This is a genomic window from Streptococcus sp. HMSC034B05 (genome assembly GCF_001809055.1).
GTDB classification, from domain to species: Bacteria; Bacillota; Bacilli; order Lactobacillales; family Streptococcaceae; genus Streptococcus; species Streptococcus constellatus.
The window spans coordinates 41,143-59,000 of the sequence record NZ_KV795627.1 but is presented as its reverse complement, the minus strand read 5'-3'; the positions used below and the strand labels follow the sequence as shown (position 1 = coordinate 59,000).

General features: G+C 37.7%; 17 protein-coding genes. 5 read left to right on the top strand and 12 right to left on the bottom strand.

All coding sequences use genetic code 11. The features are described from left to right. Window positions 1-217, top strand: a 217-nt coding sequence (locus HMPREF2542_RS10010) for a hypothetical protein (protein ID WP_222562135.1), incomplete at its 5' end; no start/stop codon positions are given. 118 nt (window positions 218-335) lie between these two features. Here the strand turns inward: HMPREF2542_RS10010 and HMPREF2542_RS08600 are convergent. Further along, on the bottom strand, window positions 336-854 hold the full coding sequence (locus HMPREF2542_RS08600; protein WP_006270343.1) for a thioredoxin family protein: 519 nt from the start codon (window positions 852-854) through the stop codon (window positions 336-338). Window positions 855-1,095: 241 nt separating this feature from the next. Further along, on the bottom strand, window positions 1,096-1,431 hold the full coding sequence (locus tag HMPREF2542_RS08590; protein WP_003071588.1) for a hypothetical protein: 336 nt from the start codon (window positions 1,429-1,431) through the stop codon (window positions 1,096-1,098). 306 nt (window positions 1,432-1,737) lie between these two features. Between HMPREF2542_RS08590 and HMPREF2542_RS08585 the strand changes: the two genes are divergently transcribed. Continuing rightward, window positions 1,738-2,640 carry a helix-turn-helix domain-containing protein gene (locus HMPREF2542_RS08585; RefSeq protein WP_058669986.1) on the top strand — a complete coding sequence of 301 codons (903 nt, stop codon included), beginning with the start codon at window positions 1,738-1,740 and terminating at the stop codon, window positions 2,638-2,640. Further along, window positions 2,641-3,414 (top strand): Cof-type HAD-IIB family hydrolase, encoded by a 774-nt coding sequence (locus HMPREF2542_RS08580; RefSeq protein WP_058669987.1) that lies wholly within the window; start codon window positions 2,641-2,643, stop codon window positions 3,412-3,414. A gap of 38 nt (window positions 3,415-3,452) precedes the next feature. Here the strand turns inward: HMPREF2542_RS08580 and HMPREF2542_RS08575 are convergent, their stop codons facing one another. Then, complete coding sequence (locus HMPREF2542_RS08575; RefSeq protein WP_070484713.1) at window positions 3,453-6,125, bottom strand: YhgE/Pip domain-containing protein; 2,673 nt, start codon at window positions 6,123-6,125, stop codon at window positions 3,453-3,455. A gap of 174 nt (window positions 6,126-6,299) precedes the next feature. Here HMPREF2542_RS08575 and HMPREF2542_RS08570 point away from each other — a divergent pair, with 174 nt between their 5' ends. Continuing rightward, window positions 6,300-6,833 (top strand): TetR/AcrR family transcriptional regulator, encoded by a 534-nt coding sequence (locus HMPREF2542_RS08570; RefSeq protein WP_049476401.1) that lies wholly within the window; start codon window positions 6,300-6,302, stop codon window positions 6,831-6,833. A 267-nt stretch (window positions 6,834-7,100) separates the two neighbouring features. Here HMPREF2542_RS08570 and rpsD read toward each other — a convergent pair whose 3' ends face one another. From rpsD to HMPREF2542_RS08525, 9 genes are all read right to left on the bottom strand, one after another. Beyond that, entirely contained in the window at window positions 7,101-7,712 is a 612-nt protein-coding gene (gene rpsD, locus HMPREF2542_RS08565) for a 30S ribosomal protein S4 (RefSeq protein WP_070484710.1), read from the bottom strand. 205 nt (window positions 7,713-7,917) lie between these two features. Next, window positions 7,918-8,550 carry an HAD family hydrolase gene (locus tag HMPREF2542_RS08560; RefSeq protein ID WP_070484708.1) on the bottom strand — a complete coding sequence of 211 codons (633 nt, stop codon included), beginning with the start codon at window positions 8,548-8,550 and terminating at the stop codon, window positions 7,918-7,920. Between the two features lie 38 nt (window positions 8,551-8,588). Then, a complete protein-coding gene (locus HMPREF2542_RS08555; protein ID WP_003071603.1) occupies window positions 8,589-8,861 on the bottom strand; it encodes a Veg family protein in 273 nt (90 codons plus the stop codon). A gap of 3 nt (window positions 8,862-8,864) precedes the next feature. Next, complete coding sequence (dnaB, locus tag HMPREF2542_RS08550) at window positions 8,865-10,217, bottom strand: replicative DNA helicase (RefSeq protein ID WP_003071605.1); 1,353 nt, start codon at window positions 10,215-10,217, stop codon at window positions 8,865-8,867. 33 nt (window positions 10,218-10,250) lie between these two features. Further along, a complete protein-coding gene (rplI, locus tag HMPREF2542_RS08545) occupies window positions 10,251-10,703 on the bottom strand; it encodes a 50S ribosomal protein L9 (protein WP_037598290.1) in 453 nt (150 codons plus the stop codon). Continuing rightward, the gene (locus HMPREF2542_RS08540; protein ID WP_058669990.1) at window positions 10,700-12,676 is read right to left on the bottom strand and encodes a DHH family phosphoesterase; all 1,977 of its coding nucleotides are present in this window, start codon (window positions 12,674-12,676) and stop codon (window positions 10,700-10,702) included. The genes rplI and HMPREF2542_RS08540 overlap by 4 nt, the downstream gene beginning before the upstream one ends. A gap of 241 nt (window positions 12,677-12,917) precedes the next feature. After that, window positions 12,918-14,834, bottom strand: a complete 1,917-nt coding sequence (gene mnmG / locus HMPREF2542_RS08535; protein WP_058669991.1) for a tRNA uridine-5-carboxymethylaminomethyl(34) synthesis enzyme MnmG — start codon at window positions 14,832-14,834, stop codon at window positions 12,918-12,920. 135 nt (window positions 14,835-14,969) lie between these two features. Beyond that, the gene (gene mnmA, locus HMPREF2542_RS08530) at window positions 14,970-16,091 is read right to left on the bottom strand and encodes a tRNA 2-thiouridine(34) synthase MnmA (protein WP_058669992.1); all 1,122 of its coding nucleotides are present in this window, start codon (window positions 16,089-16,091) and stop codon (window positions 14,970-14,972) included. Window positions 16,092-16,400: 309 nt separating this feature from the next. Further along, the gene (locus HMPREF2542_RS08525) at window positions 16,401-16,922 is read right to left on the bottom strand and encodes an aggregation-promoting factor (protein WP_049476395.1); all 522 of its coding nucleotides are present in this window, start codon (window positions 16,920-16,922) and stop codon (window positions 16,401-16,403) included. Window positions 16,923-17,180: 258 nt separating this feature from the next. On the opposite strand from HMPREF2542_RS08525, the gene sdaAB reads away from it, so the two are divergent. Then, window positions 17,181-17,852, top strand: coding sequence for an L-serine ammonia-lyase, iron-sulfur-dependent subunit beta (gene sdaAB / locus HMPREF2542_RS08520; RefSeq protein WP_003071619.1), 672 nt, complete (start codon window positions 17,181-17,183; stop codon window positions 17,850-17,852). The last annotated feature ends 6 nt before the right edge of the window (window positions 17,853-17,858 follow it).

Here is a 17,858-nt window from a genome sequence, read left to right as displayed (position 1 = left end):
AGCGACCGTTTCAATGACTTCTCCTTTTTCCGTCAGCGCGGCGGATGACCTCAACTACTTTTTGTTTGCTTCGTCCGCCCGGCAGAAAGTTTCCCTTACTTTTGGTTTACTCCGTCCGCCCGGCGGACAGCATGAATCAAAAGAAGTTTATCTCGTCCGCCGAGCGGACGGAGTGAACGACAATCAGTTTGCCTTGTCAGCCGCGCGGACGAAGTGAAATTGTCTCGTTTCACCTCATCAGTCAACGAAATCCAGAAAAATCATCTCATTTAGTATAACATGAATGGAAAATTATAGGAAATTTTCTGGAAAAGAGGAGTGTTTTTTGAAAAAGTTCAATATTTCATTATTATATTAAACCATTCTGGTAAAGTCGTCTGCTCTTCATTCAAGACTTCAAAACCATTGTCTTTTTTTAAATAAATCAGCGTAGGTACACCAGTCACATTATATTTTTCCATAGCTTTCTTTATTTGAGAATTCTTATGAGAATCTTCTGTATTTAAGTAATAAATTTTAAAAGGCGTATGATACAAGTCTGATGTTTCTTTCAAGACCGGAAGAAATTCTCTACAAAACGGGCACGTCTCACGACCAAAATAGAGCAAATTTCCCTTTGTTAATTTATTGTTTAAAACATTTTCTGCATTCGTCTCTTGAAAGCTCTTTACAATTTCTTTGTATAATTTTGTCAATTTTAAATCGTGTTCTACCTCATTTTCACTTGTTGAAACCTGAGAAACACTTGAAACTGTAGAGCTTTCAGAAGCTTGTGATGAAGAGGTGCATGCAGAGAGGAAAAAGAGAGTTGTGCAAATAATAATGAAGTATAGACTCATGCGAATACATTTCATAAAAATTCTCCTTAATCTTTTGGGATTTTTTTTATTATTGTCGTTAAAAGCAGAATTATATATGCTCCCCAAAATAGAATATCACCTATCACATCATCATGTGAGAAATATAAAAAGTACAGTATCAATACAATTGTATAAAAATAGAAATGATATTTCTTATAAAAGTATTTGTCAAAAGAATATTTTTTCTTCATTATTTTCACTCCTTTTTTAACACAGAAATAATAAGTCTATTTCGCTATGCTTTTAAGCATTGATATACTACTGGTCCATACGCCATAAGCAGAGAATACCATGTGGTTGAAAAGCTAAATACACCAAGCCCTAAAGCCCATAAACAATCTCTTTGCGCTGGTGTAAGAGTAGCCGAAGCACTCCCATCTTTCAAACAATATCTTTTGTAAGTATAGCTATTCTTGTTCATATCTCCACATACACCTCGATCCCGGAAAGGAACTACTTCTTCATATTTCATACTATTCGCATAAATAACAGAAGTTGAGGACGGTATAACTGTTGCACCGATCATAAAAGCTGCTGCAATCGTAAGGAAAATTTTATATAATTTTTTCATAGTATATACCTTTTTCTTTATAAAGACAAATACTTTTTAAAAAACAATACTAATTACATCAATACTTATAGTACATTGGTTTCACTCCTCCCTTTCTTTAAATTGTAGCACTATATACCAAATGGTGGCCACCATGGAAATGTACCAATTATTGCAGTAATAAAAGATAGTATTGAGAAAAATCTAAATTTTTTCATATATTTTCATCTCCTTGTCTTTATTTATCCTTATGATATAATATTATGAAAAGGCATTCACAAAATGTCCACTATTTTCACATTTCATATTTAACACAAGGAGTCGCCTATGCATTGGGATATTGGCACAGTTTACAAGACGATTCGAAAAGCAAAGGGAATCACCCAGCAAGAGATTTGCGGGGATTGGATTTCGCGCTCCAATCTTTCCAAGTTTGAAAGCAACCAATCCGTTCCCAGCTATGAAACCATGGAATTTCTGCTCCACCAGATTGACATGAGCTTTGGGGAATTTGAATATATTTGTGATTACTATAAACCGCGGACAAGACAAGTGATTATCAATCAAATGTCAAACCACTTATCTATTGTTAATAATACAGAACTTAAAAAAATTGCTCATCTATGCGAAGAACATCTTAAAAAAGTCAAACATGATTTGCCAATCCAAAATATTCTCTTCACAATCAATATTATTATGGAAGTACGAGAGCATAACTTTAGCGATAAAGCAAAACAATTGGCAGAGCAAATTTGGACAGCCTTAGAAAAGCGAGATGTCTGGTACGAAAGTGACTTTCGTCTGTTAGGTGTTATTCTCTTCTTCTTTCCAATTGAAACCATTCAGGAGATTACCGAAAAAATTCTCACCAATCTTGAAAAATATAATGATTATAAAAACATCAAAGGAACTCAAACCTCTATTTTATTCAATCTTTCCACCGTTTATTTTCTCAATAACCGCCTTGACGATTGCCAGCGTATCACCGAGATGATCTTACCGCTCGCCAAGCAAACAAAACGATACGACAAACTAGGCTTTGCTCAGGTTCGCCTGGGTATTTGCCAAGGAGACGACGCCCTTATCCAGAAGGGGCTCCAGTTGCTTGAGCTGACAGAAGAAACGACCTTGCTCGAAAACTTGAAAGAAGAAGTCAAACAATATCGTGCTTCCTATTTCTCTCATATTTCACATGGAATTTCAACCACTTCAATAGAAACGGAGAAGTAAATGACTTACAACGGATTTGTATTTTTTGATATTGATGGTACTTTAGTAAATAGTCAGGGACAAGTTCCGATAGAAAATAAAAGAGCCATTGCTCAACTACGAGCCAATGGCTTTCTTCCCATTGTCTGTACCGGACGTGGCCGCGGAGAAATGGGAACGGTTCTGGAAGACGCTGGGATTCATTCTGCCATTTTGCTAAACGGAATGGAAATTCTCCATGAGAAGCAATTCCTGTTTGAAGGACGAATTGCACAAAACAGCATTCTCAAGCTCCTGCAACTGGCAAAGGAAAATGAGCATGACCTAGGTTTTTATTCGCAAGGAGAAATGCGTGTGACGGCGCTCAGTCTGACCGTTCAGCGGAATTTCCGCTATTTTCATCAAGACCTGCCCCAAGTCGGTCCGACCATTTATCAAAACCAGCCTTGTCAGATGTTGCTCATTTTTAGTGAGGAGCCTGAAAAAGACACCCAGTATCAGACAGAAGTCCCTGAACTGCACTTTTTCCGTAACAGCCCTTATTCGATAGACAGCACGCCGCACGGTTGTAATAAAGGCTCTGGAATTCAGCACCTACTGACCCTATTAGCAGATGAAGCACCAACTTACGCATTCGGAGACGGACTCAATGACCTATCAATGTTTGAAAGAGTGGATTATTCAATTGCAATGGGCAATAGCCAAGCAACCGTCAAAGAAGCAGCCACTTTCATCACGCGCTCTAATGATGAAAATGGCATTCCACACGCCCTTGCTCACTTTGGTTTAATTTAAAAAGAAGCTCCTGTATTCGAGATACAAGAGCTTTTAGATTAGACTAATTCTTTTTTATTCGGATTGTAGACCAAGAAACCAAGACCGACAAAGAGCAGCAGAACAACTGTCATGAAGGCAACTTGTCCACCGACTTTCCCTGTTATCGAAATTGTTTGACGCAAAGCCGAAACAGAGTAACTCATTGGCAACCAAGGATTGATATTTTGGAAAATCTTGTCCGTCAACGGAAGTGGGTAAGTCCCTGCACTAGAGGCTAGTTGCAACAATAACAAAATCAAAGAAGTGAAAGCACCAAGCTTAGTGTTCCACGTTACCAGAGCCGTCACCACCGCCATGAAGCACATGCTCGTTAAAAGAATGATTCCAAGCGTCGCCCATTCATGATTGGCAGTCAAGCCAATCATGTGCACTGCACCATACACTAATAAACCTGCCAAGAGAGAAATAACGCCATTGACCTGAATACGTGCTTTCAGCCATTCCATACGTGTCTCAGGTTTCTTACCAGAAGGCAACGTGTTAAAAATGATATTGGTTGAAATCGCTGCTACAAAAAGTGCCACAGAAATCATATATGGAGCCATACCAATACCATTTTTACCAACATGGTCTTTATCTATTTTCTTCGTTGTCAATGGATTTGCGAGAGCTTTAGCATTGGCTTTATTGGTTGTCACCATAGATAATTGATTTTTGGCATCTGTCAAACCTGCTGTCAAGGTGTCCACACCCGACACAAGCCTTCCCAAATTAGACGTCATCATTGAACTACCATCCGCCAGCTTCGTAGAACCATCTGCTATTTTACCAGCACCATCAGACAACTTACCTACTCCTGACACTAGTGCCGCAGAATTGCTAACTAATTGATTGGCTCCTGCTGCCAATTTTGCCAAGCCTGCGTCAATTTGACCATTATTACCAGCTAATTGATTGGCTCCAGAAGCAACCTTTGCCATTCCAGATGTCAATTGACTGTTTTTACTAGCTAAAACCTTAGAACCTGAACTAATTTTCGCCATGCTAGATGTTAGTTGCTCGTTATGACTAGATAAGGTGTTAGCTCCTGCCATAATTTGAGCCACTCCATTTGTATAGTCTGTCACACCTTTCACCAATCGACCAGCACCCGTTGCCAAGCTCGTTTGCAATTGGTCAACTCCTGCTGCCACTTGACTAGCACCCGTAGTCGATTGTTGTAATGCCGCAAGAATGCTTTCTTGAGATTGTTGTGCACTCGTTTGGAGACTTGAAAGAGCACCTTTGGCTTGTTCGATGACAGCGATGCTTTGTTGGTTAGAAGATTGATCTGGCAAATTTTCCACTTGCGCCTTGAGCGCTTGAATCGTTGTCAACATCTTTGTCACGGCTGTAGAAGTTTGGCTTGGAGCTTGTGAAATAGCGGTATTGATTTCTGCTTGTTCACTAGCACTTAATTTTTGATAAGCAGCTGTAGCAGCTACGTTATTTGTAATCGTAGCCTTATCTGTCGCAACACTATTGACAAGCATATTTGCAGTTGTTTCCATATCATTCAAAGCAGTTGTCATGCTCGCTTTAGCAGCTGACAAGTCTGAACCTGTTGACAGAGCAGTTTGAACAGCAGTTAAACCTGTTTGCAAAGCTTGTAGTTTTTGAACTTGCTCAGCTGTCATACCAGATTGTTTAACAGTCGCCATCAAAGTGTTCAGACCCGTAGCTAGTTGATGCGCACCGCTTGATAATTTTTGAATTTCCTCATTAGAAGCCGCCAATTGATTGACCCCTGCCAATAAATTTTTTGATTGGTCATTTAATTGATTGGCACCACCTGCAAGATTTGCCACACTATTAGTATAGTCGCTTAAGCCATCTGAAAATTGTTCTGAACCGTCCGCCAACTGACCAACAGCATTTGTATAATCTGTCAACCCTTTTGATAATGTTGTTGAGCCAGAAGCTAATTGACCGACACCTGATGTATAAGCTGAAAGGCGTGTTGACAAGGTACCAATCCCGTCTGACAACTGACGCACACCAAGAGTATACGTTCCCAAACCTGTCGTTAATGTATTAGCACCATCCGCAAACGTCATACTAGAACTAGATAAAGTCTGTAAATTATCTGTCAAAGTTTGGCTACCATCTTTCAATTGTTGACCACCAGAAGCGAGTTGACCACTACCAGAAGCAGCTGTTGTCATACCTTTTCTCAATTTATTCATACTCTTAAAAAGAGAAGTCATATACGTATTGGTCACATTGTTTGCGACAGTTTGTTGAAGTCGCGTCATAGCCGAATCACTCATCTTACTAGCAATAAAGCTATGTCCACTAGACGTTTGATAATCAATCTGCATTTTTTGTGGTTTATTATCCAGAATACTAGCTGCCTTTTGGGATAAATCACTCGGAAGCGTGATAATCATATAATAATCACCCTTCTCCAAACCTTTCTTTGCCTTTACTTCAGATACAAAATGAAAATCTAAAGCATCATTCTTTTTAAGGCTTTTCACCATATCATCCCCAACAGACAACGTGTTACTGTTAAATCTTGCATGTTGATCCTTATTCACCACTGCTACTGGTAATTCCGATACTTTTCCATAAGGATTCCACATTGAGCTCAAAAAAATAACATTATAAAGAGCCGGAATCAAGGAAACACCAATCATGACAATAATGAAGAGTGGTTTTTTAAAAATTGCTTTCCATTCGTTGAACATTTTTTCTCCTCTATCTTAGACACTCTGTATAAAAATTTTAATTTTTGAAATATTTTTATACACATTGTCTAAATATTTGATATAATAGATTATACAGTTTCTGAAATTTTTCACAAGAGAAAAAATTCAATTTTAGACATGTTGTATAAATTTGTTCAAAAGAGGAAAACTAATATGGCAGAAAGTAACAAGCGCCAAAAAACGAAAATGATTATTGAAAATGCAATGGTCGATCTGCTTAAACACGAATCATTCGATCAGATTAGCACTGTCAAGTTGACAAAAACGGCCGGTATCAGTCGCAGCAGTTTTTATACACACTATAAAGATAAATATGATATGATTGAGCATTATCAACAGAAACTTTTCCATAAGTTAGAATACATTTTTGAGAAGTATGCTCAAGACAAGCATAGCGCGATTATAGAAGTTTTTGATTTCCTTACACGCGAATCCCTCCTTTCTGCTTTATTGACAGAAAACGGAACAAAAGAAATCCAAACATTTTTACGTCATAAATTCCAAATCATGCTGGCTGAAGACCTACAAGAGCGCTTTAGTAGTAAACTACTAAGTCAAGTGGAGAAAGAATACAGCCATGTTTACCTGACAAACGCCTTTTTTGGAGTTTGTCAAATGTGGATTGCTAGAGGAAAAAAAGAAAGCCCTGAACAAATGGCAGATTTTCTTTTAAAAATGTTGGATTAGAAGGTAATTCTATTTTGCTACTACCAAGATTATTCAAATATTAACGAATAAAGCCATTTAGTGTTAAAATGAGAAAAACTTCAAGACAAAAATGCTCATCACTTTTAAAACTAGAAAAGAGAAAACGAATTTGAACTGCACCCCAAAAGTTAGACAGAAAAAATCTAACTTTTTTGGGGTCAGTACATTTGTTTTCTCTTTTTTGATATTTTCAATGAGTCATAAAAAAGAAGCTGGGAGTCTTCCCAACTTCGGATAAGTCTTAGATTAAAGTTGTTTGTTGTAGTATTCAACGACAAGCGCTTCGTTGATTTCTGGGTTGATTTCATCGCGCTCTGGCAAGCGAGTTAATGAACCTTCTAATTTTTCAGCATCAAATGATACGAATGCTGGACGTCCAAGAGTTGCTTCAACCGCTTCAAGAATTGCAGGTACTTTTAATGATTTTTCACGAACTGAAATCACTTGACCTGGAGTTACGCGGTATGATGGGATATCAACGCGTTTTCCATCAACAAGGATATGACCGTGGTTTACGAATTGACGAGCTTGACGACGAGTAGTTGCAAGACCAAGACGGTAAACAACATTATCCAAGCGACGTTCCAAAAGAAGCATGAAGTTGAAACCAAGGATTCCACCTTTGATTTTAGTTGCTTGTACGAACAAATTACGGAATTGCTTTTCACCTACGCCGTAAGTAAAACGAAGTTTTTGTTTTTCAGCCAATTGCAAACCATATTCTGACAATTTGCTACGGTTGTTTGGTCCATGTTGACCTGGTACGTAGTTACGACGTGCCAATTCTTTACCTGTACCAGTAAGAGAAAGACCCAAACGACGAGCTTGTTTCCAAGAAGGTCCTGTATAACGTGACATAAATATGTCCTCCTGTAAAAATAATAATTTGAGGAAATAGTCACTTAGAAAGCCCTGATTCGTGCAGAACATTTTCGCCTAAACAGCCAAGGTTACTTTTTATAGCTAATGTTCTGTTGACGAGCTTCATGCTCTCCTGCTGCTATTTCACACGAATGCTATTATATCAAAAAAAATCCTATCTGTAAAGACGGATTTTGTCAGATTATTTCTTTCTATGGAAGCAACCTTTCTTTTTCAATAATTCCTCTATTGCAATTATATTTTGCTGTTCAGATGTTGCTAAAATAGTTTCAAACCCCAGACTTTTAGCAGTATCTAGATTAACCTGTAGATCATCTATAAATACACATTGACTAGCTTGCAATGTATACTGGGTCAGTAATTTTTGATAGATACTTTTATCTGGTTTTGCACATCCTACTTCGTAAGAAAGGATTTTCCCCGTCAATACTTTTGTCATTGGTAATAAACCGGCATTTTCAACTATATAAAAGATCTCACTGGTAGTAGATAAAATATAAATACTATACCCCATCTGAACCCATTCAAAAATTTTCTCTTGTAGCTGATAATAGCTATCTATTACCTCATACCAACGAGTAAAAACAGCTTCAACAGTAGGAGCATACGAACCGTCTAGCAATTTTTGAGCTTTCCGAATGGCTTGTTTCAAGCTTAATTCTCCAATATCCGTCTGAGCCCAAATTCCTGAGTCAAAAACAGCAGTTTTGACACGCTTACAATCTTCTTCATCTTCTACGAGAGCAGCTAAAATCTTAGCAGGGTTCCATTCAATTAAAACATTGCCAAAATCAAAAATTAGATTTTTAATCATTTCTTACTCCAGCCGCATTACATTAAAATAAATTTATCTTAATCTAAATACCGAATCAAGTTTTTCTCTGTTAAAATATCCGAATAAGTATAGGATTCGACGTAAGTATTTTCAATCTCACCTGGATTACTACTATTGTTGGTATATTCAACGATAAACAAAGAAGGATAGACTTCGATTAAACGACCTTGCTTATTTTTTTGACGTTTACGACCGTTTTCAAGAGTCATTTCTACCATTTTTCCTTCATGAGCCTTGATTTCTTCTTTAATTTTTCTCATTTTTGCAACATCTGTAAATGCATCACTCATTATCTATTCCTCTCTCTTAGAAATACTTGAAAACTTATTGTATTCTTTTTGAAAAATCAATTCCACCGTACCACGTGCACCGCTACGGTTCTTTTCGATAATCACTTCGACTTTGTTGTTTGGAATCCCTTCAGTTTCTTCACCGCCCCGTTCATAATAGTCATCGCGGTAAAGAAAAGCTACAATATCTGCATCCTGCTCAATTGAACCAGACTCACGAATATCTGACAAAACTGGTCTCTTATCCTGACGTTGCTCCACACTACGCGAAAGCTGGCTCAGCGCAATAACAGGCACTTTCAACTCTTTTGCTAAAATCTTTAATTGACGAGAAATTTCAGAAACTTCCTGTTGACGATTTTCTCGACCAGTCCCTGTAATTAATTGCAAGTAATCAATTAAAATCAAGCCAAGATTTCCTGTTTCTTGCGCTAATTTTCGAGCACGTGAACGAATCTCTGTAATCCGAATTCCTGGTGTATCGTCAATGTAAATGCTAGCTTCTGCTAAATTTCCTTGTGCAATCGCATACTTGCTCCATTCTTCATCTGTCAATTGTCCCGTTCGGATTGAATGCGATTCAATCAAACCCTCAGCCGCCAACATCCGGTCTACTAAGCTCTCGGCACCCATTTCTAGAGAAAAAATAGCAACTGTTTTATCTAGCTTGGTTCCAATATTTTGTGCAATATTGAGGGCAAAAGCAGTCTTACCAACCGCAGGACGAGCTGCCACAATGATGAGCTCTTCTTCATGGAGACCAGTCGTCATATGATCTAAATCTTGATAACCTGTCGCAATCCCTGTAATATCAGAAGTTTGTTGGGAGCGTGTTTCCAAACTACCGAAATTAAGATTCAAAATCTCTTTGATATTTTTAAAACCACTTCGACTAGCATTTTCACTAACATCAATTAACGCTTTTTCCGCTCCAGCAATGATTTCATCTGCAGGACTAGCACCATCATAAGCTAGGTTGATAGAGTCTGTCAAACGTGAAATTAACCGCCGCAAAACAGCCTTCTCTGCTACAATTTTAGCATAATACTCAGCATTGGCAGAAGTCGGCACTGAATTTACAACTTCAACCAAGTAAGACAAACCACCAATGTTTTGCAAATCACCCTGACTGTCTAAAATATTACGAACAGTCGTTGCATCAATGGCATCACCTCGATCTGCCAAATCAATCATCGCTTTAAAAATTAAGCGATTAGCATATTTAAAGAAGTCGTTTGGCTCGATATATTCACGAACAAAAACTAGCTTACTCTCATCAATAAAAATCGCACCTAAAACAGATTGTTCTGCCAAAATGTCTTGCGGCTGTACTCGCAATTCATCAATATCTGCCATAAGACCTCCTCTCTCAAAAAATAATCTTCTTTATTAACCTTCTTTTACACGTAAATTGATAACGCTAGTCACATCTTGATAAATTTTCACTGGCACATCAATCAAGCCAACAGAACGAATAGGATTCTTGACTTGAATCAATCGTTTATCAATCCTAATTCCAAATTGCTTTTGCAATTCTTCAGCAATTTTTTTATTGGTAATAGAACCAAAAGTACGTCCATCTGGTCCTACTTTTTCAGTAAATTCAACAATTGTATTTTCTTCTTCCAGCTTTTCCTTAATGGCTTGTGCTTCAGCTAACATTTCTGCATGCGCTTTTTCTTCTGATTTTTGTTTACCACGAAGTTCACCAATAGCTGCAGCAGTTGCTTCCTTTGCAAGATTTTTTTTAATCAAAAAGTTCTGTGCATAACCAGTTGGCACCTCTTTAATCTCGCCTTTTTTTCCTTTTCCTTTAACATCTGCTAAAAAAATTACTTTCATTTCTTTAACTCCTTATCTTTTAGTACTTCATGAACAATAATTTTATTCAACCGTTGGATGATTTGTGCGATTGTCTGGTCAGAAATTTGCGCTGCTGCCAAATTAAAATGACCGCCTCCGCCAAGCTCTTCCATAATCCGCTGTACATTGATTTTACTACGACTACGAGCAGATATCGATATACTATTTTGTTTATTTTTGCTGACAACAAAACTCGCTTCAATTCCCGACATAGCTAGCATAGCATCTGCAGCTTTACTAATAACAACTGTATCATAGCATTTTTCTTCTGCTCCAGTGGCTACAAGTACATTTGGCAAGATTTTCTTACCATTTAAAATTAGCTCATTCACCTCACGGTACTCATCAAAGTCTGTGGCAGAAATATCCTGAATGGCTACACTGTCACTTCCACGCGTGCGCAAATAACTTGCTACATCAAATGTTCGACTAGTGACACGCGAAGAAAATTTCTTCGTATCCAGCATAATTCCAGCCATCAATACACTAGCTTGCATTTTACTCAAACGTCGATGCTTAGAATTTTGGAATTGAATCAATTCTGTCACTAATTCACAAGCACTGCTTGCTCCACTTTCAATGTAGCTAATAATGGCATTTTCTGGAAAATCCTGGTCTCTTCTATGGTGGTCAATGACGATAATTTGATGAAATAAATCATAAAATTCCTTTGATAAGGTCAGAGCTGTTTTTGAATGATCCACCATGATTAGTAAAGAGCGATTCGTTACCATTGTCATCGCATCAGCGACCGAAAGAAGATTGGTCTCTCCTTCATCTTGCAATCTATGAACTGCTCGCTCAATATCAGCAGCCATTTGATGAGGATCATAGACAGCATAGGTCTGATCAATAATATTGCTAGCAAATACTTGCATTCCAACAGCAGAGCCCAGTGCATCCATATCCAAATTTCTATGCCCAACCACAAAAACTTGGTCCACACTTTTAATCTTATCTGAAATAGCAGTCATCATAGCGCGCGTGCGAGTACGCGTCCGTTTCACAGATGCAGCTGACCCACCACCAAAATAAACTGGATTCTTTGACTCATCATTTTCTTTTACAACAGCCTGATCACCACCACGAACTTCAGCAAGGTTCAAGTTTAACAGAGCTACTTTACCAATCTGTTCATGATTGCTATCTCCATACGAAAATCCCATACTCAAAGTAAGAGGAATTTCCCGCTTTTTCGCCTCTTCCCTAAACTGATCAATCACTGTGAACTTATCTTGCATTAACTGATCCAAAACTGTGTAATCTGTAAAAATATAAAAACGATCCATCCCCACACGACGAGAAAACATGGCGTATTTTTCGGCAAATTCAGCAACAAACTTTGCGATGAAACTATTAATATGACTAATATCTGAATCTGACACAACATCCTCCAGATCATCATAATTATCAACTGAAACAATGCCGATAACTGGTCTTGTCGTCACAAGTTCTGTAGTTGCTTCATATTCGCTAGACGCATCAAAAAAGTAAAATACACTTGAAGCCTGATCCAGATACACTGAATATTTGGTATCACCAATCGTTGCATACGATCCTGTATTTTCAAATGGTATTTTAGTGATTTTTTGCAGTAAATCCATATCAAACTCACCATCTTCATTGGTGAGAACCAACTCTGCATAGGGATTAAACCATTCAACATTTCCAGATGCTTGGTCTACTTTCACAACACCAACTGGCATCCTTTCAAGTAATGACGCCAAACTGTTTTCTGCTTGATTGTTTACATACTGGATTTGTTCTACTTCATTAAGTTCATAACTTTTTTGTTGGAAAATCAATAGAAAAATCAAAATAGCCAGCACCAAAAAAAGCACAACTAACATCAAAATGCCGCTACCAAGAACTCTTAATAAAATAGCTAAAATTCCAAAGGAAATAACACCCATGATTACAAAATGGATTGGAGTAAAACGAAATTTTTCCATCATAAACCTCTTAACCGCCATTTTACCATAAAAGCTCTAAAAAAGCGAGCTTTCCCTGTATAAAGCAAGCCAAATATATTGTTAGACATCAATCTTTCTATTACTACTTGATCTACTTTACAAGGAAAAACAAGTTCTGTCACTGTTTTCTCAACTTTACTAACTCAATAGTTTACAAACTTGTCAAACATTTTTCACGAAAAAGATACTTGTTCAATAGTATGAACAAGTATCTTCATCATTATTTTTTTGTTTTTTCCTGGTTTTTCGAAATACTTCGTGATTTACCTTCCAAATAAACCATCAAAATAGAAATATCTGCAGGATTGACACCAGAAATCCGGCTCGCTTGCCCAATAGTTTCTGGATTAATTTTCTTAAACTTCTGACGAGCTTCTGTCGCAATGGAATCAATATCATCCCAATCTATAGTTGCCGGAATACGTTTTTCTTCCATGCGCTTCATCTTCTCAACTTGATCCAGCGCTTTAGAGATATAACCCTCGTATTTGACTTCGGTCTCAATCAATTCAATAATTTTTTCATCTAAATCTTCCGCTGCTGAGCCGATAAAATTGACAACATCTTGATATGAAACTTCTGGACGACGCAAAAATTCTTTCGCTGTAACTGCATCTGTCAATGGTTTAAAGCCTAATTTTTCAACCATTTCATTCGTTTCTTTAATTGGCTTTAATTTAATAGAATTCAAACGCTTCATTTCAGTTTCATATTGATGTTTCTTAATTTCAAAACGCAGCCAGCGCTCATCATCAACCAATCCTACTTTACGTCCAGTTTCAGTCAATCGCATATCCGCATTGTCATGACGTAAAATGAGACGATATTCGGCTCGACTAGTCAAAAGACGATATGGCTCTACCGTTCCCTTAGTGACCAAGTCATCAATCATGACCCCAATATAACCATCACTGCGTTTCAAAATCAGTTCCGGTTTTCCTTGAACTTTTAGAGCTGCATTGATTCCTGCAACAATGCCTTGTCCCGCTGCTTCTTCATAACCAGACGTCCCATTCGTTTGCCCAGCTGTAAACAAACCTGAGATTTTCTTAGTTTCTAGAGTAGCACGAAGCTGATGTGGCATAATCATATCATATTCAATCGCATAGCCAGTTCGCATCAATTCAGCATTTTCAAGTCCCTTAATAGAATGCACTAAGTCTTTTTGAACATCTTCTGGCAAACTCGTTGAAAGCCCCTGAATATAAACTTCTTCTGTACCTCGTCCTTCCGGTTCCAAGAAAAGTTGGTGGCGTTCTTTATCTGCAAAACGAACAATTTTGTCCTCAATTGACGGGCAGTAACGTGGACCAACACCCTTCACCATTCCTGAAAACATTGGTGCACGATAAAGATTGTTTTGAATAATTTCATGACTCTCTGCATTAGTATAAGTCAACCAACAAGGAATCTGATCCTTAATATAATCTTCATCTCTAGAAGTGTAAGAGAAATGGTTTGCCTTCTTATCTCCTGGCTGAATTTCTGTTTTATCATAATCAATTGACACCGCCTTTACACGTGGTGGCGTTCCTGTTTTAAAACGTCCAATTTCAAACCCTAAGTCACGTAAATTATCTGCTAAGTTAATTGCAGCTAAACTATGATTAGGACCAGAAGAATACTTCAAATCCCCAATAATAATTTCTCCACGCAGGGCTGTACCGGTCGTTACAACAACTGCCTTTGCAGCAAACTCTTGATGCGTAGCTGTTTTCACACCAATAACTTTCCCATTCTCAACTAGAATCTCATCTATAACAGTTTGACGCAAAGTCAGATTTTCTTGGTGTTGAACCGTCTTACGCATTTCTCTGGAATAGAGTTCTTTATCTGCTTGCGCACGAAGAGCACGAACAGCAGGTCCTTTCCCAGTATTAAGCATCTTCATCTGAATATAAGTTTTATCTATATTCTTAGCCATCTCTCCGCCTAGAGCATCCACTTCCCGTACAACAATTCCCTTAGCAGAACCTCCAATAGAAGGATTACAAGGCATAAAGGCTAACATTTCAATATTGATTGTCGCAAGTAAAACTTTACAGCCCATCCGGCTGGCTGCTAGTGAAGCCTCAACACCTGCATGCCCTGCTCCAATTACGACAATATCATAACTTTCAGTAAAATTGTATGTCATCTTTTCTTTCCTTATTTTTTCACCAAAAAAGTCAAACCTCTAGAAGTGCAGGACAAAAAGCCTGCAACATCCATGAGCTTTGACCATCATAGTTATTGCTACATCTATTTTAGCAGATTGCTAAAATATGTCAATCTAAATATACTGTTGAAGCTTACCATTTTTATAGGCATTATCAATCAAACCACCACCCAAACATTCTTCTCCATCATAAAAAACAACAGCTTGTCCAGGTGTAATAGCACGTTGAGGTTCTGCAAAGTTGACAGTTGCCTTGTCACCCTTTACAGCAACTGTCACCTTAGAATCTGGCTGACGATAACGAAACTTAGCAGTACATTCCATAGTAAATTCTTCTGGCATTTCTTTTGTGAAATGAACCTGACTAGCGTCAAGGTTAGTTGACATTAAGTTGTCATGATAAAAGCCCTGACCAACATAAAGAATATTTTGACTGAGATCTTTTCCAACAACGAACCAAGGTTCATTATCACCACCATGCTGACCACCAATTCCAAGACCACCTCGCTGGCCAATAGTATAATACATTAAGCCTGCATGCTGGCCCATATCTCGACCTTCAAAGGTCATCATGCGACCAGGTTGGGCAGGTAAGTATTGGCTTAGAAATTCTTTAAAATTCTTTTCGCCAATGAAGCAAATACCAGTTGAGTCTTTTTTCTTAGCAGTGGCTAAACCTGCTTTTTCAGCAATTGCTCGAACTTCTGGCTTTTCTAGATGCCCCAGAGGAAACATGGTCTTCTGAAGTTGTTCCTGAGACAGTTGACTTAGGAAGTAAGTCTGATCCTTATTATTGTCCTTACCTCTCAGCATGTGGACTAGGCCATCTTCATCTCTCTTCACCTGAGCATAATGACCAGTTGCAACATAATCTGCTCCCAGTGTCAAAGCATAGTCAAGGAAGGCTTTAAACTTGATTTCCTTGTTACACATGACATCTGGATTTGGAGTCCTACCAGCTTGGTATTCTGCCAAGAAATATTCAAAAACGCGATCCCAGTACTCCTTTTCAAAGTTGACAGAGTAGTAAGGAATACCAATCTGATCTGCAACAGCTGCTACATCCTTGTAGTCTTCTGTGGCTGTGCAGACACCAAATTCATTTGTATCGTCCCAGTTTTTCATGAAGATGCCAATCACATCATAACCTTGCTCTTTCAAGAGCAAAGCAGTTACTGATGAATCAACACCTCCGCTCATACCAACAACGACACGAATTTTAGAGTTATCACTCATTGTATTCTCCCATCTTTTCGTTATTTCACGATTGAAGGTCGTGCTGTGCTTTCAACGATTGAAGGTCGCTTAGAGCAAGGTTTATTATAACATGAAATAAGTTTAAGAACAAATTTCAACAGCCAAATAGTTCTACCTTTACACCGCTGTAAACTAAAAATGTGGTAGATAACAACTATTGAGACAGTGATTGAACAATGGATACTCCATCAAAAGAGTTTCTTGGAATCTAGTGAATGACTTTGCAACTTCTATCGTAAAAAACAGGCTGGAACATTTTGTCCCAACCTCAATTATTTCTCGTATTCATCAATACCAACCATTTGCTAGCCAGAAAGCCTTAGCAGCTGACCAAGAACCATAACGACCTGCTACATAAGCGTCTGCTACTTTTTCTTGATTTTCTGCTGATAAGTCACCATTTAAGTAAGACAAACTCAATTGGTAACGACCATAATATTGTCCATTTTGTGCTGTGTAACTACCACTTGATTCTTTTTGTGCAATCCATTCTTTTGCTGCTGCATCTTCAGCACTCAGACCAGATGTAGTAGTTGTAGAATTGCTTGATGCCGTAGTAGTTGTAGTGGTATCATCTAACTCTAATACTTGCCCAACACTAATCAGATGAATATTGCTAATCTTATTTTTCTGAGCAATGTGATCAACTGTTGTATTATGTGATGCAGCGATAGCTGAAAGAGTATCTCCAGATTTTACTGTATAGCTATCTGCATTTGCAAATGTAGGAAGAAAGAACAGCGCTGTTGCTGCTAAACTCATTAAACCTACTTTTGTTTTTTTATTTGTGCTATTTAAATTCAACATCATTTAAATTCTCCTTTTCTATGATAGAACTATCATATACCTTAATTATTACTCTTGGTTTTTCCTTTCATTAAAAATATTACAAACAAATTGAAGAAAGACTAAAATCCACCCTATATTTCTTTGCTTTAAGGTTACTATAAGAAAAGTTACATTGAAGCAAGTCTAGAAGTTGGGTCACATCCATTTTATCAATTAAAAAGGCAGAAAAATATACTGAACTTTGATATAATGAAGACAATGAACTTATAAGGAGTTACGATGAACTCACTAAAATTTCAATCTGTTTTTGATATTATTGGACCTGTTATGATTGGTCCGTCTAGCAGTCATACAGCAGGTGCTGTTCGTATTGGAAAAATTGTTTCATCAATTTTTGATGACGAGCCAACAGAAGTTGAATTTCAACTATTTAATTCTTTTGCAAAAACTTATCGGGGACATGGTACAGACCTAGCTCTGGTGGCTGGGATTCTTGGGATGGACACAGATGATCCTGAAATTCCAAACAGCCTTGAGATTGCTCATAAAAGAGGTATTAAAATTGTCTGGACGATTCAAAAAGATAGCAATGCTCCACATCCAAATACAACTAAAATAACCGTTAAAAATGATCGGAAAACGATTAGCGTTACTGGTATTTCTATTGGTGGTGGAAATATCCAAGTGACTGAATTAAATGGTTTCTCTGTTTCGCTCAGTATGAACACTCCGACCATCATTATCGTTCATCAAGATATACCTGGAATGATTGCTCATGTTACTGAAGCACTTTCTCGTTACAACATCAATATTGCACAAATGAATGTCACAAGAGAAAAAGCTGGTGAAAAAGCAATTATGATTATAGAAGTTGACAATCGCAGTTGCGAGGAAGCAATAGAAGAAATTCGCAAAATTCCTCATCTCCACAATGTCAATTTCTTCAAATAGGAGAAC

Excerpts from the sequence above, each read along its gene's own strand:
- HMPREF2542_RS08575 (WP_070484713.1), bottom strand. The coding sequence starts at position 6,125 with ATGTTCAACGAATGGAAAGCAATTTTTAAAAAACCACTCTTCATTATT.
- HMPREF2542_RS08580 (WP_058669987.1), top strand. The coding sequence starts at position 2,641 with ATGACTTACAACGGATTTGTATTTTTTGATATTGATGGTACTTTAGTA.
- dnaB (WP_003071605.1), bottom strand. The coding sequence starts at position 10,217 with ATGGCAGATATTGATGAATTGCGAGTACAGCCGCAAGACATTTTGGCA.
- HMPREF2542_RS08600 (WP_006270343.1), bottom strand. The coding sequence starts at position 854 with ATGAAATGTATTCGCATGAGTCTATACTTCATTATTATTTGCACAACT.
- HMPREF2542_RS08585 (WP_058669986.1), top strand. The coding sequence starts at position 1,738 with ATGCATTGGGATATTGGCACAGTTTACAAGACGATTCGAAAAGCAAAG.
- HMPREF2542_RS08540 (WP_058669990.1), bottom strand. The coding sequence starts at position 12,676 with ATGGAAAAATTTCGTTTTACTCCAATCCATTTTGTAATCATGGGTGTT.
- HMPREF2542_RS08590 (WP_003071588.1), bottom strand. The coding sequence starts at position 1,431 with ATGAAAAAATTATATAAAATTTTCCTTACGATTGCAGCAGCTTTTATG.
- sdaAB (WP_003071619.1), top strand. The coding sequence starts at position 17,181 with ATGAACTCACTAAAATTTCAATCTGTTTTTGATATTATTGGACCTGTT.
- HMPREF2542_RS08555 (WP_003071603.1), bottom strand. The coding sequence starts at position 8,861 with ATGAGTGATGCATTTACAGATGTTGCAAAAATGAGAAAAATTAAAGAA.
- mnmA (WP_058669992.1), bottom strand. The coding sequence starts at position 16,091 with ATGAGTGATAACTCTAAAATTCGTGTCGTTGTTGGTATGAGCGGAGGT.
- HMPREF2542_RS08560 (WP_070484708.1), bottom strand. The coding sequence starts at position 8,550 with ATGATTAAAAATCTAATTTTTGATTTTGGCAATGTTTTAATTGAATGG.
- HMPREF2542_RS08525 (WP_049476395.1), bottom strand. The coding sequence starts at position 16,922 with ATGATGTTGAATTTAAATAGCACAAATAAAAAAACAAAAGTAGGTTTA.
- HMPREF2542_RS08570 (WP_049476401.1), top strand. The coding sequence starts at position 6,300 with ATGGCAGAAAGTAACAAGCGCCAAAAAACGAAAATGATTATTGAAAAT.
- mnmG (WP_058669991.1), bottom strand. The coding sequence starts at position 14,834 with ATGACATACAATTTTACTGAAAGTTATGATATTGTCGTAATTGGAGCA.
- rpsD (WP_070484710.1), bottom strand. The coding sequence starts at position 7,712 with ATGTCACGTTATACAGGACCTTCTTGGAAACAAGCTCGTCGTTTGGGT.
- rplI (WP_037598290.1), bottom strand. The coding sequence starts at position 10,703 with ATGAAAGTAATTTTTTTAGCAGATGTTAAAGGAAAAGGAAAAAAAGGC.